Origin of the sequence: Pseudomonas sp. MWU16-30322, assembly GCF_020515535.1 — a bacterium.
Taxonomy (GTDB): Bacteria; Pseudomonadota; Gammaproteobacteria; order Pseudomonadales; family Pseudomonadaceae; genus Aquipseudomonas; species Aquipseudomonas fluorescens_H.
The window spans coordinates 82381-98472 of sequence record NZ_JAIWYL010000001.1 but is presented as its reverse complement, the minus strand read 5'-3'; the positions used below and the strand labels follow the sequence as shown (position 1 = coordinate 98472).

Below are 16092 nucleotides of genomic sequence, written 5' to 3'. Positions count from 1 at the left end.
AATCTGGAAGAATGGGGTAGCAGGCTTTGGGTCTGCTGCGCAGCCCAGCGGGGATAAATCCCCTCACCACAGAGTAAATTTTCAGATTGATGGAGGGATTCAAAAGCGTGTGCTCCCTTCGATCGGCACAGCTTTGATGGTCGCACGGGGTCCCGAAGCCGGAACCGAACTCGGAACCCCCTGCGCCGCCGTCGGCAACTGCGGCGCCTGCATGTCCGGCATTGCCCAGCTGCGTTCCGGTTGCAGCCCGCCCTGGGCGCGGCGCATGAAGTCGTAGCGGTTGAGGGTGATGCTGCGCCCCGCTTCGCTGTCGCGGATGATGTACGGGCGCAGGAACACCATCAGGTTGGTCTTGGTGATTGCCCGGCGTTCGTTGCGAAACAGTGCACCGATCCCCGGCAGCGTCCCCAGCCATGGCACCGCTTCGTTGCTCTGGCTGTAGCCGTCCTGCAGCAAGCCGCCGAGGACCATGATCTGGCCGTCGTCGAGCAGGATGCTGGTGTCGATCGCCCGTTTGTTGGTGACGATGCCCGCCGACGCCGCACTGGCCGAAGCGCGCTCGTCGATGCTGCTGACCTCCTGATAGATATCAAGCTTGACCGTCCCGCCCTCGGAAATCTGTGGCCGCACATTCAGCTTCAACCCCACCTCTTCACGGGTCACGGTCTGGAACGGGTTGTTGCTGGTGCCACCACCGCCAGTAACGTAGCTGCCGCTGACAAACGGAATGGTCTGGCCGACAAAAATGCTCGCCGCTTCGTTATCGAGGGTCAGCAGGTTTGGCGTCGACAGCACGTTGGTGCCGCCCTTGCTCTTCAACGCTCGGGCCAGCACTTTGAGGTCGAGGATCTTGCCGATGCCGGGGATGTCGACCGTGCCGTTGACGTAGCCGACGTTCAAGCCTTGCGGCAGCACGTCGAGACTGGTCTTGCCGTTGAGATTGATCCCTGCCCCACCGAGGTTCGCCCCGCCGATCACGCCTTTGCCGCCGAGATTACCGGTTTGCCACTGTACGCCAAACTCGCTGGCATCGTCCTCGCCGACCTCAACGATCAGGCTCTCGATCACCACTTGCGCACGACGCTGGTCGAGCAAATCGATGACCTCGCGCAGATTGCGATACAACGGGTCCGGCGCGGAAATCAGTAAGGTGTTGGTGGTGGCGTCGGCCTGAATCGTCACCCCGCCGGCGCTGAACGCAACGTTCTGTTCACTGGCCTGTTTGCCGGCGCTGCTGGTCGCACTGCTGCCCTGCGCGTAACTGCCGCCGGTATTGCCAGTGCTTGAGGTGGTCGAGGTGTTGCCACTGCTTTGCGTGCCGCTCTGCGCGCTCGAACCGCCATTGTTGCCGTTGCTGCCCATGGCACTGAGCACCGAGCGCGCACTGTCGCTGGTGCCGCTGTCGCTCTCGCCGGTGAGCAGCCCGCGCAACGCCTGCGCCAGTTTCGCCGCTTGCGCGTTGCGTAGATAAACCACGTGCAGGTTGCTCGGATTGCTCTGCGCGTTGTCGAGTTTGTAGATCAGATTGCGCGCCAGCTCGGTGCGCTCGGGGCTGCCGGCGCGGATGATGATGGTGTTGGAGCGCGGATCGCCAATCACCGCGATTTTCTGCGTCGGATCGTTGCCCGGCGCGTCGAGCAGATCCGCGACCATCGGCGCGATGTCAGCGGCGATGCCGTTCTGGATCTGCACCACGTCGGTGTCGATCGCGCTCGGGCTGTCGATGGTCTGGATCAACTGGGCGACGCGGGTCAGGTTCTCGGCGTAATCAGTGACGACGATAGTGTTGTTGCCCGGGTAGGCATTGATCGGATTGTTCGGCGACACGATCGGGCGCAGCACCGGAATCAGGTTCACCGCGTTCTCGTATTGCAGGCGAAACGTGCGGGTGAGCATGCCGTTGCCAGCGGGTTTGTCGGCGCTGTAGATCGGGCCGCCGAGCAGTTTCGCATCGGCCTCCGGCACCACCTGCGCAACGCCACCGACATCGACCACGCTGAAGCCCTGCATGCGCAACGCCGCGAGCAACATGTCGTAAGCCTGGCGCGCCGGCACCTGACCTTCCGACACCAGCGTCAGGCTGCCCTTGACCCGAGGGTCGACCAGAAACTGCTGGCCGGTGGAACGCGACAACGCGCGCACCACCGCCTGAATATCGGCGTCGACGAAATTCAGCGTCACCGGTTGATCACCCAACGGGTTGCTCGCCAGCGTGCTGCTGCGCGGAGCCGCGCCACTGCGCGCACGCTCAGTGATGTTGTGCATCTGCCGTGGTTGCGGCGCCGCTTGCGCCTGGGCGCGTTGACGATCGAGCAGCGCATCGCCGCTGCGCTGGGTGTTGGCCAGTGGCCGGCCGAGTTCGCTGTCCACCAGCAACGGCGGCTGGTTCGGCGGCGTGGTGGTGTTGCTGCACGCGCTCAACGCCATCAGCAGCATCGGCAACGCCATGCGCGCCGGTTTGGATCCTGACCCCTTCATGAAGCTTCCTTAGCGCCCAGCGCCTGATCCATGCGAACGGTGCCTGACAATGTGCCGGCGGTGACTTCGGTCGAAGTGTTGTCTGCGCGTTGCAGACGGGCCTCGACCACTTGCAGAGAAAGCTGTGCCGGGGTGCTCAACAGCCAGTCGAGCAGCGCATCGGCTGGCGCCGCGTCGAACGTCAACTGCCATGCGCCGGCCTCCCCGGCCTGTAATTGGTAGTGCCCGGCCAGGCCGCTGGCCTGCAGGGTCTGCTCAAGAGACTGCTCGACGCTTTGCCCCTGCGGACGCACGCTGACCTCGCGCAACAGCACTTCGAGGGCTTCGGTCTGGGCGCGTAACTTCGGGGTTTCGGCTTGCCAATAGCTGATTTTTTTCAGTGGCGGCTGAATCAATGCGACCCACACCAACAGCGCCAGCAGCAGCGCCGCCATGCCGCCGACCATGCGTTTTTCGCGCAGGGCCAGCGCTTGCCAGCGCGCCTGAAGTTGCGCACTGAAACGCTGCCAACGGGCGCGATACACCGCGAGCGATGCCTTATTCATCTTCTGCTCCGCTGTCGTCAGCGCTTTCGTCGGGGGTCGTGACTTCGGCGCTCGGTCGCAGCAGCCAGCCTTCATCATCGGCCGTCGCACTGATCCCGACCTGGGCCAATGCGGCTTGCCAATCCTTGTCCTTGTCATTGGTGCTGCGCCGGGCATCCGCCAACAAACTCAACTGCAAGGTGCCGTCGACAAACGTCAGGCGCTCGACCGTGCCGGCCATGAACGGCATGCCGCTGCCGGCCTGCAACACCAGCCGATTGAACGGCTGCGCCGGATCCTCCGCCGCCCCCTTCTGCCGCGCCGCCAATTGCTGACGCGCCTGCTGCAGCGGATTGAGGATCACCGGCAACTCGGGAAAGGCCTGCTTCACCCGCTGCGCCATTTGCGCCTTGAGCTGCTGGCCCTGACTGGCTTCACGGGCGGCATACAGGTTCAAGCCGATGACCCACACCGCCACCGCCAATGCGCAAAGTCCCAGCGCCCGGCCCCAACCACGATGCTCGCTGCGCTGCTGTTGCACCGCACCCTGCAGGCCCCAACCGGGCAACGGCCCTGTCCAGCGCTGCGCCTCAGCCATCGGCAATTGCGCTTGCGGCGGCGGTGCAGAACCGATCCAGTGCAGCGGCGTGCCGCAGCTCAGCAGCCAATCGCCAATCTCCTCGTCGAACAGCGGCTGCACCCGCGCCACCTGCACGCTTTCGCGCAGCAACAAATGGCCGTCCTGCCGACAAGCCACCGTGCCCGGCAGCACCGGCAAACTGTACGCCGCCGGGTACAAGCCGCGCAGATTCAGACCGGACTGTTTCAGCAGTTGCCCCAGGTGCAGCAAACGCTGACGCGGCGCCCAGGCGATCTGCACCTGCCCGGCTTCGTCCCGCGAACTGTGAGCGATGTACATGTCGTTGCTGTCGCCGAGCATCAGGGCCTGCGCCGCGCATTGCACGGCTGCGGCGGTCTTGTTCGCCGGCAACGGCGGCAAGTCGATGCTCGCCAGCAGGCTGTCCGCCGGGTGCAGAAAAACGCTGAGCGGTGGCTGTTTCGCTAACTGCCCCAGTTGGCTAAAAGTCTGGCGCTGCTCACGAATGACCTGCCCCTGCCGGTCTAGCCACGCGCAGTCCATTTCACTGTCGAGACTCAACCCCGCCAGTGGCGGCAAACTCACACGCAACTGACTCATACGCCCACCCGCGACCAGATCACTTGCGGCAGACGATCCTCGCTGCGGTGCAGCAACGCATCGAGGCTGACCCGACGCTGATCACGCCGCGCCTCACCGCGCAGGCGAAACCAGTCGCTGGTGATGCCGACCTTGACGCTGGTCAGCTCCAGGTTCGGCATGCGCAAGCGATTGACGAAATCGCCACGGTTGATGAACCAGCGCCCGGCGTCACGCTCATTGATCAGCGCCTGCGCCCGCTCCAGCGACAACCCCGGCACATACGCGGCCAACACCGGCGCAGTGGCGGTATTGCCATTGAGCCAAGTGGTCGCCGGGATCACCGTCAGGTACGGCGCCAGTTTGCCAATGACCGCGTCATTCACGCCCTCGATGCTGCGCAGATCCTCGACACTGCGCAGCATCGGCAACTTCGGATTCTGCGGTTTGCGCGACGCATTCGGCGACGTGGCGCGGCCACTGTCAAAGCCGTTTTTGCTCGCGGTGTTTTCGGCAATCTGCGGATTCAACAGGTACGGATAAGAGCCGATCACCCGCTGACTGATGCGCTGACTCAACCCGGCGCTGATACCGATCAACTCGCACAGCCGCTGAAACGCCTGCACCTGCGCCTCATCGACACGCTCGTTGGCCACCAGATTGCGCAGATTGAACTTGCCCTGCTCATCCTCCAGCCGCCCCTCGAAACCCTGCGCGTTCAAACGCTGCGCCCACGGCTGATCGAGTCGGGTCAGCGGATCACGCTGCCGCGCATCCCAGAGCAATTGCCGGCTGATCTCCAGACCGCCGTGCAACACCCAGCGCCCCTGCACCCGCTGCTGATCCGCCTCCAGCGCACGAGTCGAAACGCTCTGCCGGGTCAACATCCCCGCCGCAATCACCGCGACCACCGCCGCAATCAACAGCGCACTGATGATCGCCATCCCCTGCTGGTTCGATTGGCTGTTCATCACCGGCCTTACAGCTGCCAGGAACCGATATCGGCATTCACGCCGTCGCCGTCAGGCTGACCGTCGGCACCGAGGGAAAAGATATCGATCTCGCCATTCGCGCCGGGGTTGAGGTACTGATAAGGACGACCCCACGGGTCATTCGGCAGGCGCTCCAGGTACGAACGCCAGTTGCTGTTCTTCGCATCCGCCGGACGCTCCACCAGCACTTTCAAACCCTGACTCTGGCTCGGATAAGTACCGTGATCGAGGCGATACAACTTCAGCGCCTGCATCAAACCGCCGATGTCCTGCTTCGCCGCCGTGGCCCGCGCCTGATCCGGCCGGTCGAGCACCTTGGGCACCACCATCGCCGCCAGAATCCCGAGAATCACCACCACCACCATGATCTCGATCAGGGTAAAACCCTGCTGCCCACGGGGCATCCGGCTCGGTCGTCCGGGCTGTTTGAACTGCGCGATATCCATCTCGACATTCCCTTGGCTTGATTCGATTCGACGCGCAGTGTTGCAAGAAGATATGTCAGGGATGTTGAAAATCCTCGGGAGTTTTCGTCGTCAAGCCGTCAAGGACGGGGGTTAGGGTCGAGGGCTGTGTTTTGGCTTTGGGCCTTTTATGCGCGCGTGTTCCCGAGAAACGGGTTTCACCCTGATTGAAGTGCTGGTGGCGCTGGCGATCATCGCCGTGGCGATGTCGGCGGCCGTACGCGTGGCCGGGCTTATGACCCAAAGCAGCGGAGTTCTACGGGATCGCTCCATTGCCATGATCGTAGCGCAAACACGCATGGCGGAGCTGCAACTGGAAGGCCGATTGCCGACCGGTGTGAAAGCCGTTGATTGTGATCAGGGACGGTTGTTGTTGCGGTGTGAGCAGGTAATCGCAGCGGCAGAGAATGGCCGATTGCTCAAGGTCGGCATCCAGGTCTTCAACCGCAACCAGGACGCCCCGCCGCTGGCCCGCCTGGAAACCCTGTTGAATCCCCCCCTGTAGGAGCTGCCGAAGGCTGCGATCTTTTGACTTTGCCTTTTAAACGCTGGCGTTTATCGAGCCCGCAAATGCGTTCCCTCTGTCCCGCTGCATGTAATCGCGGGGTCTGGGCGAGTATTTAAAAAGTGGAGTTATGCCATCAGCGCGGCGGCGAAAGTATTTGGAGGGAATTTGTTCAAAGCGAAGTGATGCAAATAAGCCGGCAGACATGGCATCATAAGGCCACTATTCATGCGCTGAGACTGAAGATGGAACTGATAAGTCAAGAAAAGATAATGCAGGTCCTTGATTGGGCCTACGAGAGATCTGTGAATGGGTTCTCCGGTCTTGATTCCGCCGAGGAGCTCGCAGCCAGCTACGCCAAGGAAGAAAGCCCTGCTTACGATCAAGCTAACTCACTGATTCGCTGGCAAAACACCAAATCGGCCACCTCAGGCTTCATTACCGGCTTGGGTGGATTGATTACACTGCCCGTAGCGTTGCCCGCCAACATCACAAGTGTGCTTTTCGTGCAAATTCGCATGATCGCCGCCATCGCCCACCTGGGTGGCTACGACGTGAAGGATGACAAGGTAAAGACCCTCGTTTTCGCCTGTCTCACCGCCAACTCCGCCAAAGAAGTGCTGAAAGACATCGGTATTGTCGTGGGCAACAAACTCGCGATGAATGCCGTGAAGTCGATTTCCGGCAAGACGTTGCTCGAGATAAACAAAAAGGTCGGCTTCAAGCTGTTCACCAAGTTTGGTGAAAAAGGCGTGATCAATCTTGGCAAAGCCGTGCCGCTGCTGGGAGGCTTGATTGGCGGAAGTTTCGATGCCTACACGACCAACACCATCGGTAATGTAGCGCGCGATACATTCACACCAAAAGATGTGGCGACTGCATAACGGGCCACCTCAGCGGTAGCTGCATTTCCCGTTTTCAAGGGAATGCAGAGCCAAAATCAGCAAACGCGACAGAGGGGACGGATTTATTTTCCGAAAATAAATCCGTCCCCTCTGTCTTTGGCTCCCACCGGTTTCAGCGACTTACACTAAATCTGCAATCAGCATAAAACCCTATAGGAGCGAGCCTGCTCGCGAAGGCGCCAGAATGGAACACCCGATCAATCACCAGGTGATCCCGACACCCGCATCACCCCGGCAACTGCAAATTATCCAACGCCCGATTCACCGCCAACTCCCCGAGCATGATCAACTGCGCAATCCCCGCCAGCGCATGACGCTGCGACACCGGCAACAGGCTGGCGATGTTCTGCGCGAGGGTTTTGGCCGAAGCGAGCGTTTCACTGGCATCGACCAGCAGCTCTTCGGTTTTGTTGTCCGCCGTCACGGCATACATCCCACGGGTTTTACGTGGCGGCGGCGTGGAACCGGGCGGACAGAGGTAATGGTCGAGCGCGCGGTCGGCAGCTTCGTGGAGTTTTTTTGAGTCGATGGATTCGTAGGGGGAAACCGAGGCGGTTTCGGGTGGATTGGGTGTTGGTTTGATCATGGTGAAGCTCCTTGAGAAATGGAGCCGTCAGCCATCGCTGCTAAACGAAGAGGTGGCGGCTTTACGCGGGTTAGCAGACCAGGCTCAAGGATCCCGGCGCACCGAAGTGCCCCACGCAAAGCCACCATAACGTCATGGCGGAACCTGCGTGCCTTGAAAATTGGCGAGCTGCTAAACCCGGTCACTGAACATTCAGCGACCGAACCACAATAGAACCCGCCCCCAAGGCGCACAAGCCGGCGGATTCTGGCGTAGCTGTAGGCAATGGCGCAAGGATGTGTAGCCCGAGTGAGTATCTGGAGATGTCTTTTTAAACGCCGATGTTTACCTTGACCTTACTGCGGAGGATATCCCCTAAATAGATCCATACACTCATCGGGCCAGCTGGCTTGCGTTTTTGGACTACATCTCAGACCCGATGGGATGGCTGCTTTCGGCCAGACGCGGACATCGGCAAGGAACCGCTTCCGGCCAATAGCTGCCGCATACTTACAACCGCTTTCGGGCAGACGCGGGCATTCGTAGGGTTTGTAAAATAGGAGACCCACCTGACCCTGCAGTGTCAAACAAGTCTTTGCTATTCAAAAAAACCGTATTTAAAAAACCCATCAGACAAAAGGGTTCTACGCTTCATCTCCAGAGTCCTGGCCTTCAGAGCTAGGGAAACAAGGAGAAAGCGAAATGCATGGATTAACCCAGATCCACATTCAAAACTTTCGGGCCTGTAAGAACGTATCTTTATCCCTAGGCAACTTCACTCCTCTGGTGGGACAAAATAACGTTGGTAAATCCACAGTACTAGATGCAATCCGAATTGTTCTAGCGCCCAAAGCGTTCGCCAAAAATGATGTCTCTGACCCGGCGCTGCCAATAGTGCTCAGCGCCTGTATTTGTGGAATAACTCCAGAATTGATCGCGTTAATTCCAGAGCCAAGACATCGCCTAGCTATTGAACCCTATTGCGTTAACGGAGAGCTATGGATTCGTACCACAGGCACAGGCACCTCTAAGCCAGTTCAGGAAATTTGGCAACCTGATGAAAAGGACGCAAATGGCATTCCTACAACTTGGCGCGCATACCCAACGGGACTGCCATCAGTTGTTTCTGCTTTGCTTCCTGAAGCTCTTCATATTCAAGCTATGGACGATGTGCCGGAGGATCTAGGAAAAGGAAAAGCTGGCAGCACTATTCGCGGGCTGCTAGATGAGATCATGACGCCAATCCTCACAGCACATGTCGAGGTCACGCAAGCATTGGAAGCAGTTCGACGTATATTGAGGGTTGATGGCGATCAGAGATCTCCAGTATTAGCCAGCTTTGACAATAACGCTACCGCTGCGCTTGGAGAGTTCTTTCCAGGATTGCGCTTGGATTTAGACGTCCCCTCAATCGATGTAAAAGAATTCTTCAAATCGGGAGACCTACACGTTACCGACGAAGCGTCCGGTGATCGTCGACGATTTGACCAGGTAGGAAGTGGCGCACAACGAGCGATTCAAATGGCGCTGATTCGGTTGCTGGCAGATTTGCGCCAAATCACCGAACCGGGAATTTCTAGGCGGATGCTGCTAATTGATGAACCGGAACTTTTCTTACACCCTCAAGGAGTCCGCAAGCTTCGAGAAGCGCTTAAGCAACTTTCGGTGGTGGGCTTTCAGGTAGTATTCACCACTCATTCTCCCTTAATGCTTAACAGGGATAACGCTCCAGATACAGTCATCGTTCGTAGGCATCCTGTTGATGGCTCTGTCGTCCGCGCACAGTTACGCGAAGCTGTTGCTGCTGCGATGGAGGAAGCTCAGGCTCAATCGCGGACTCTTTTCGAGTTAGGCAACGTTGCTGACATTTACTTCGCTGAGAAAGTAATTCTCTGTGAAGGTAAAACCGATCAGCGTCTGCTGCCATTGGTGTACGAAAAGCTGTATGGATCGAGGCCAGAACTTGATCGCATCTGTTTTGTGGCGCTAGGCAGTTGCTCCAGCATCCCTAAAGGTGTTTCGGTACTCTCAGCTATGGGTATCACCTGTGGAGTAATTGCAGATTTGGATTTTGCTTTCACACACGCTCGAAGTGGAGCAGAGTCTTGGTTATCAAAAGACGGTGAGGATATGGCCAAAGTGAAAAACGTCTTGGCCAGAGTTGGAGCAGAGCACGGTGTACCGCTGGGTGGGAACGGCCTACCCGTCAATGCTAGTGGATTTAGAGCCGCAGATACTTGGGCACTTTTCGCACGTGACGCTGAAGGCCTCAAATTAGCGGAAGCAGTTCATCACGAACTTCTGACCCGAACTACATGGGTATGGCCTATTGGATGTATCGAAGATGTATTCGGTATTCACGAAAAAGGTGAGGAAGCCATTCTTGAGCAAGAGGATTTTCTGCGCAGTGCTGATGGTGCATCGACTGAAGCTAGGGCACCGTTGCTGAAGGCTTGCTTGGAGTGGTTGAGAGCAATTGAGTGAACGCATCCGTCGATGGCTACCTTGTCGAACGTCTTATTCTGACCAACTTCCACCTGTCTGGCACGAAAGGCGGAAGTCGGCCAAAAGCAGCCGCTTAGTCACCGTCTATCACCTTGAAGAAGACGTACCTCAGTTGCCCTACATGAGAAGTACGCGGTCATCGTTTTGAGGTTATGAGCCATCTACGAAAAGAGGTGATTCAATTAGAGAAACAATAAGCCTAAGACTTATAAAACCGCTGACCTAAATAGAATTGCCCTTCTGTATTTCATGCAGCATAAATAGAGATTTTATTGCATATGTATCAGCAGGCTCCGCTTGCAACCAAAAATTCACCTTGCCTATAAGAGAGTCAATATAAAAAGGTTTTCTTATTTTCTTTTTTGACAAATGCGATTGATAGCCATACTTCTGAATAAAATGCAATTCTTTCTTTAATTCACGCTTAAAGCTTCTCGGCATGCTTATTGATTTACCAGCAACAGATAGACCTGTGACAATTTTCTGATTTCTGTCTATTTGCAGTCTAGTTTTGTCAGTATTAACTTCTAATCCGAAGTCGGACACTATCGAGTCGACAACCTCAATAACTGTATGGGGGATATATTCACCAGAAAAAGTCAAGTCATCTGCATAGCGAGTGTACTTCATACTATAACTTTGAGCGAGTTTATAAAGCCTGTGATCCAATCCACGCATCAATATATTTGTTAAGTACGGGCTGGTTGACGCCCCTTGAACAAGGCAACCATCTTTACAGCACAAGGCCGCCAAGTAGAATGATACGTTATCGGCATATCCTAGCTGATTAAAAAAATTTGCGACCCAGTCAATCTTAATTGAAGGAAAAAAATCTTTTATATCCATCTTCAATATACACTTAGAATTCAAGTGTGGGGCGGCATTAGTGAATATTGATCTACCAGGTACATATCCGTGAACACAGGAATGGACTGGTATATTTAATAGTATATTTTTATATATCCAATCTTGGCAAATAAGCAAAGAGGGGAACGGACTGCTTATTTCACGTAGCCCGCCTAGTCTTTTTTTAATATGAAAGGTTCTATAAAAAGAAGAGCTTGAATTCACCATTGCGCGGAAACGAGCCTGATCGATTCCTATCAATCGAGACAAATGTTCAAACTCAAAAATAACAGGAACTGAATTACCTATAAGAGTCCTAATATATACTGCATAGACATCAATAAGCGGTCCCGACACCCCTCTCTTTCTGAAGTGTGCAAGCCATTGTTTTATAAGAGCTTCATTCATAAAAAAACCTGCAGAGGCTACCTTCTTTACTTTAGCAGCTTGGCTTTTGACTTTGTTTTACCCATCTGTAATTTCGCGCAGCGAAATTGCGGATGGGTGGAGCAACGTCAAAACGCGAAGCGTTTTGTAAGTGTAGTGGCTTCAGTGCGCTTCATCGCTGAAGTCACTACAACTTGGTTATCGGGAACCTTACCCGGGGAGCGACTACACTCCAACGTACTAGCCTCTGCAGGCCGCGCGATAATACTGCATTCCTATTTCGGTTGAAAGCGTTTTTTGCTTAAAAGGTCCACATTAGGTATGTAGTAATCATCCAAAAGCTTCGGACGTAAAAAATCCGGAGGTGCTTCGCGCCACTCTTTTTTCATTGAAACTAATCTAGGTAATGCTGCTTTAGCATTTATCTCGCCTGCCACTGACAAACGCGCCACACCTAAGTTTTCGACAATTAAGTTTAACTTTAGAAGTCGAGCATACCTTTCAAGAAAAAACTTTAGCGAAAATCTACTCCTACGATAAATAGTGAACGGTTCCAACCCACCTGATGACGCCAAAATAATGTATAACAACTTAACATCGGCAAGTATGAGATCGCGTTGCACTTCAGGACTAAAATTCATGCATCCCCCATAGCCCTAGTCATTAATACATGCCTATCTTCGCCATCACTATTGAAAGCCCACCAGAAAATAGGAAAAACACTGTTGGGGGCGTTTCCATCTTCTCGACAGTATGTTGCTTGGGCCTCATTATAACCGAGGCTCGGCATTGCTCTGCCTTCATACTCAGTGGAAAGTTTTCCCTCAACAAGTCGCATTAAGTCGCGATGCTGAGCAGCCTCTCCTGATGGGTAATAGTCATCAATGCCCTTCTTGACAAGCCTTTGCGCAGTCATATCGATGCCAGCGGCAGTCACATTCCCAAGACCAAACTCAGTAGAGACTAATACTTTCACCGCAATAGAATAATCCACGACCCCAGCGGTTGTTAACTGCCTATGGATTGACGCAACTCTACCTAAAACGGTTTGCCCCGAGCCAACAAACTCATCGATTAGCACTATGTGGTTGTGTTTGGTTTTTTTGTATTGTTTGTATACATCTCCAAAATCATTAATTATCGCATGACGTCGCCACTTTTTTTTCTCCATAATCGGCTTTATAGTGTAGGCTACAAGTTGCGAACTGTCAGTTGCGGAGCCGGTACCCATCGCAGTTATTAGCGTACTAGCTTCCCGATCATAATACTTGGCAACTATTTCGCTGGCGAGGTCATTTATAAGTCTATAGTTATCTTCTCGATTTATATAAAGAAATCTATCTATTATATCAGAGACAAGCTGTCTTGATGTACTGCACTGACAATCAGAAAAAAGAACATGTTCAAGCTCATCAATCTTACCTTCCAGCCATGGCTGACTTCTGATTATATTAAGCATCAAATTAAAGTGTTCTTTTTTCATTGGTGCGCTACACGCCTGACCTGATCACGCTTTGACAAGAATCGGTATCATAGCAGTTAAATTAATAGCCACAAGCCATTATAGCGCCGATCAATACCTTCCAAGGTGCGTTGGATAATGCTGAATCGCCCCGGGTTTCGTAGACACTTCTAAGCCTCAACAGAGGCCTGCTAGGACACCCTGCGCAACAGTCTGCTTTTGGCCGGTAGCGGACATTCTCGATTACCTGCATCAGACCGGAAGCGGCAAGAAGCACTCCCTTGCGTATCGGCTCCCTGCTTTTGGAGTACCTTGAACCGGCATTCAACTAATCGGCAAAAATAACGACTCCGCTTCAACGAATCAGGGCCTCATAAGGCTCGGCAAAACCACCCCCTCCCCCAACCTCTCCACCTCCAACCGCACCCGCTCCCCCCCCTGCTCAATCACCACCCCATCCCCCTCCACCGCCACCAACTTCACCCCAGGCCCCACCCGCTCCCCCTGCAAAAAACTCCTCGGCGGTCCATCGTTCAAACTCAAAATCGCCACCGCCCCGCGACCTCCCGCCATCACCCCGCTCACCTTGATGTCCATCGGTGCCGTCTGGTTGGAAAACCACTGCAACGCCGGGCTGTCACTGCGCGCCGCGAGCATTTGCGGGGGCGCTGGTGGGGTGTGGGATTCGGCGGAGGTCAGGAGTAGCGACGACCAGGTCGCGACGCCGACCAGGGCGGCGAGCAGTGCGAGGGCCTGGACGGTTTGCGGGGGGGATATGCGGGTGGTGAGTATCATGGGCTGAATCTCCTTTTTGTCCCTGCTGACAGGCTACGCGGCAATTCTCACGGTTTTATTTCACACGGCTTACATGTTGGCCGTGCAGGATGTTTTTTTGGGACGGGGCAGGACGCAACGGAGCGCGCAACCGATGAATGTGGGTAAGCAACAGGGCTTTACGCTGATCGAGTTGATGGTGGTGTTGGTGATCATCGGGATTGCCAGTGCGGCGATCAGCCTGAGTATCAAGCCGGATCCGCTGCAGTTGCTGCGCAAGGACGCCGAGCGTGTGGCGCAGTTGCTGCAGGTGGCGCAGGCGGAGGCGCGGGCGGATGGTCGGCCGATTGTGTGGGTGAGTGATGGCAAGGGCTTTCGCTTCAGTCGGCGCAGTGACGGTGGTCGGGGGTTTGAGCATTTCAAGGATGACCCGCAGTTGCGGCCGCGCACCTGGCAGAGTCCGAAGCTGGAGGTGCGGGTGGAGCCGAAGCAGAAGGTGGTGCTTAACGCCGAGTGGATTAATCCGCCGCTGCAATTGACCTTGTCTGATGGGCTCAATCGGCTGAGTGTGCTGCGTGATGCCAGTGGAAGGATCAGTGTGCAATGAACGCTCAACGGGGCTTTACCCTGATCGAGGTGATGGTCGCGATTCTGCTGATGGCGGTGGTCAGTTTGATTGCGTGGCGCGGGCTGGACAGTGTGACGCGGGCGGACAGTCATTTGCAGGCGAGCAGTGAGCAGAGTGACAGTTTGTTGCGGGCGTTGAATCAGTTGCAACGTGATGTGGAGATGCGCGCGGGGATTGAGTTGACTGAGCCGAAGAAGGTTGGCGTGGATGATGAACCGCCGAGTGCGCCGCCTGCGCTGACGGTGCGGAGCAGTGATAGCAAGGGGTTTCGGCTGGATATTATTCGCCGTGCGGCGGATCAGCCTGGGGCGTTGCAGCGGGTGCGGTGGTGGGTCAAGGGGGATACGTTGTATCGGGCGGTGGCTGAGGCGCGCAGTCGTTATCCGTTGCCGGCGCCGGGGGCTGGGGTGGCGGTGTTGGATGGGGTGAGTGATGTGCAGGTGCGGGTTTGGGAGGTGGATAAGGGGTGGCGGCAGTTGAATGGGAATCGGCGGGAGGATCCGTTGGGGTTGGAGGTGCGGTTGATGCGGGAGACGGCGCAGGGGGTGGAGCGGTATCGGCAGGTGATGGGGCCGCTGCAGTAGCTAGCATCACTGCAAAACCCTGTGGGAGCGGGCTTGCTCGCGAAGGCGGTGGGTCAGTTGATGATGGTGTGGTTGGACGGGCGCCTTCGCGAGCAAGCCCGCTCCCACAATTGGATTGGGTTTGGTCAGTTGGGGAATGGTTGGCTTGTGAGCTGTCATCGCTGGCAGGTCAGCTCCCACAAGCCGGTAGATATTGGTCGGCTGTCGGGCTGACATCGCGAGCAGGCTCACTCCTACAATTGGATCGTATGCGGTCTGGGAGAGATTGGTTGGCTGGCAGGCCGTCATCGCTGGGAAGTCAGCTCCCACAGGGGGGGGGTGGGGTTTTAGCTGAGGACGACGACGCCGCCGGGTAGTTCGGTGCATTTGACGCCGTAGGCGTCGCGGATCAGCAGGGCGACGCCGGCGAGTTGGTCGAGGCTGAAGCGGGCCTGGACGCGGCGTTGGCCGAGGTCGCGGTTGAGCAGCAGCAACATGCCGGGGCGGTAGCGGTTGATCTCGTCGATCATCTGGCTGAGGGTTGCGCCGTTGAATACCAGTACCTGTTGGCGCCAGTTCATCACCGCTGCGGTGTCGACGCTCTGCACCGCGCCCACCTGTTGCCCGTCGTAGGTCAGTTGCTCACCGGGCTGCAAGCGCAAACTGCGGCCATCGACATTGACGTCCACCGAACCATCCAGGCAGGTCACGCAGACTTGCTGATCGGTGTTACGCAGGTTGAACCGCGCCTGACTCGCCCGCAACCACCCGCCCCCGGCCTGCATCGCCAGTGGCAACCGCGCGGTCTGTACTTCGACTTCGCCGCTGACCAGTTCGAAACCCTGCACGCCGTCATCGCCGGAACGCTGGTTGATGCGGGTTTGTGTATTCAGTTCCAGGCTCACGCCATCGGCCGGTTCGACCCGGCGCTGTTCGCCGACCTCAGTGATGTAATCGGCGCCGAGGCCACCAAAGCCTCCTGGAATCGTTCCGCGCACCAGCAAAAACGCCGCCGACGCCGCGATGGCGCCACCGAGAAACGCCCGTCGACCGAAGCGCCGAGGCGATTGCAGCATTTCAGCGGCAGGCTGCAGGTTGTGCCACAACACCTTGGCCTCTTCGAAAGCGCGGGCATGTTCGGCGCTTTGCGCGCACCAGTCGCGCAACGCCCGGGCGTCGGCCACGGTGGCGCGGCCCGAGGTCAGCAAGATCAACCAGTCGTGGGCTTCGTTGTGCAGATTCTCGGCCGCCGATGGCTTGGCAGGTGTCAGTCGAAAGATGTTCAAACGCGCAGGTTCTCAACGAATTGATCGGGCA

The 16092-nt window shown here is 56.4% G+C and carries 16 protein-coding genes; 5 read left to right on the top strand and 11 right to left on the bottom strand.

Translation table 11 applies throughout. From position 1 onward, the window contains the following. Positions 1 to 99 precede the first annotated feature (99 nt). Genes gspD through gspG form a run of 5 tightly spaced genes read right to left on the bottom strand, consistent with a single transcriptional unit; the run spans position 100 to position 5617 of the window. Complete coding sequence (gene gspD / locus LCH64_RS00490) at positions 100 to 2478, bottom strand: type II secretion system secretin GspD (RefSeq protein ID WP_226499154.1); 2379 nt, start codon at positions 2476 to 2478, stop codon at positions 100 to 102. Then, positions 2475 to 3023, bottom strand: a complete 549-nt coding sequence (gene gspM, locus LCH64_RS00485) for a type II secretion system protein GspM (protein ID WP_226499153.1) — start codon at positions 3021 to 3023, stop codon at positions 2475 to 2477. The genes gspD and gspM overlap by 4 nt, the downstream gene beginning before the upstream one ends. Next, entirely contained in the window at positions 3016 to 4200 is a 1185-nt protein-coding gene (gene gspL, locus LCH64_RS00480; RefSeq protein WP_226499152.1) for a type II secretion system protein GspL, read from the bottom strand. The genes gspM and gspL overlap by 8 nt, the downstream gene beginning before the upstream one ends. Then, complete coding sequence (gene gspK, locus LCH64_RS00475) at positions 4197 to 5150, bottom strand: type II secretion system minor pseudopilin GspK (RefSeq protein ID WP_226499151.1); 954 nt, start codon at positions 5148 to 5150, stop codon at positions 4197 to 4199. Before gspK ends, gspL begins: the two co-directional genes overlap by 4 nt. Before the next feature lie 8 nt (positions 5151 to 5158). Next, on the bottom strand, positions 5159 to 5617 hold the full coding sequence (gene gspG / locus LCH64_RS00470) for a type II secretion system major pseudopilin GspG (RefSeq protein ID WP_027613117.1): 459 nt from the start codon (positions 5615 to 5617) through the stop codon (positions 5159 to 5161). Between the two features lie 148 nt (positions 5618 to 5765). On the opposite strand from gspG, the gene gspI reads away from it, so the two are divergent. Together gspI and LCH64_RS00460 are read left to right on the top strand one after the other, a co-directional pair. Next, positions 5766 to 6140 carry a type II secretion system minor pseudopilin GspI gene (gene gspI / locus LCH64_RS00465; protein WP_226499150.1) on the top strand — a complete coding sequence of 125 codons (375 nt, stop codon included), beginning with the start codon at positions 5766 to 5768 and terminating at the stop codon, positions 6138 to 6140. A gap of 245 nt (positions 6141 to 6385) precedes the next feature. After that, a complete protein-coding gene (locus tag LCH64_RS00460; RefSeq protein ID WP_047293947.1) occupies positions 6386 to 7024 on the top strand; it encodes an EcsC family protein in 639 nt (212 codons plus the stop codon). Positions 7025 to 7271: 247 nt separating this feature from the next. Here LCH64_RS00460 and LCH64_RS00455 read toward each other — a convergent pair whose 3' ends face one another. Then, positions 7272 to 7631 (bottom strand): hypothetical protein, encoded by a 360-nt coding sequence (locus LCH64_RS00455; RefSeq protein WP_095136351.1) that lies wholly within the window; start codon positions 7629 to 7631, stop codon positions 7272 to 7274. Between the two features lie 681 nt (positions 7632 to 8312). Here LCH64_RS00455 and LCH64_RS00450 point away from each other — a divergent pair. Further along, positions 8313 to 10094, top strand: a complete 1782-nt coding sequence (locus LCH64_RS00450) for an AAA family ATPase (RefSeq protein WP_226499149.1) — start codon at positions 8313 to 8315, stop codon at positions 10092 to 10094. A 243-nt stretch (positions 10095 to 10337) separates the two neighbouring features. Here the strand turns inward: LCH64_RS00450 and LCH64_RS00445 are convergent, their stop codons facing one another. From LCH64_RS00445 to LCH64_RS00430, 4 genes are all read right to left on the bottom strand, one after another. After that, complete coding sequence (locus LCH64_RS00445) at positions 10338 to 11369, bottom strand: retron St85 family RNA-directed DNA polymerase (RefSeq protein ID WP_226499148.1); 1032 nt, start codon at positions 11367 to 11369, stop codon at positions 10338 to 10340. 254 nt (positions 11370 to 11623) lie between these two features. Beyond that, the gene (locus LCH64_RS00440; protein ID WP_226499147.1) at positions 11624 to 11989 is read right to left on the bottom strand and encodes a hypothetical protein; all 366 of its coding nucleotides are present in this window, start codon (positions 11987 to 11989) and stop codon (positions 11624 to 11626) included. Beyond that, complete coding sequence (locus LCH64_RS00435) at positions 11986 to 12831, bottom strand: hypothetical protein (RefSeq protein ID WP_226499146.1); 846 nt, start codon at positions 12829 to 12831, stop codon at positions 11986 to 11988. Before LCH64_RS00435 ends, LCH64_RS00440 begins: the two co-directional genes overlap by 4 nt. Positions 12832 to 13173: 342 nt before the next feature. Then, complete coding sequence (locus tag LCH64_RS00430; protein ID WP_226499145.1) at positions 13174 to 13605, bottom strand: type II secretion system protein N; 432 nt, start codon at positions 13603 to 13605, stop codon at positions 13174 to 13176. 133 nt (positions 13606 to 13738) lie between these two features. Here LCH64_RS00430 and gspH point away from each other — a divergent pair, with 133 nt between their 5' ends. Further along, a complete protein-coding gene (gspH, locus tag LCH64_RS00425; protein ID WP_096797248.1) occupies positions 13739 to 14191 on the top strand; it encodes a type II secretion system minor pseudopilin GspH in 453 nt (150 codons plus the stop codon). Further along, positions 14188 to 14796, top strand: a complete 609-nt coding sequence (locus LCH64_RS00420; protein ID WP_226499144.1) for a prepilin-type N-terminal cleavage/methylation domain-containing protein — start codon at positions 14188 to 14190, stop codon at positions 14794 to 14796. The genes gspH and LCH64_RS00420 overlap by 4 nt, the downstream gene beginning before the upstream one ends. A 326-nt stretch (positions 14797 to 15122) precedes the next feature. Here LCH64_RS00420 and LCH64_RS00415 read toward each other — a convergent pair whose 3' ends face one another. Then, a complete protein-coding gene (locus tag LCH64_RS00415) occupies positions 15123 to 16061 on the bottom strand; it encodes a FecR domain-containing protein (RefSeq protein WP_226499143.1) in 939 nt (312 codons plus the stop codon). Positions 16062 to 16092: the final 31 nt, after the last annotated feature.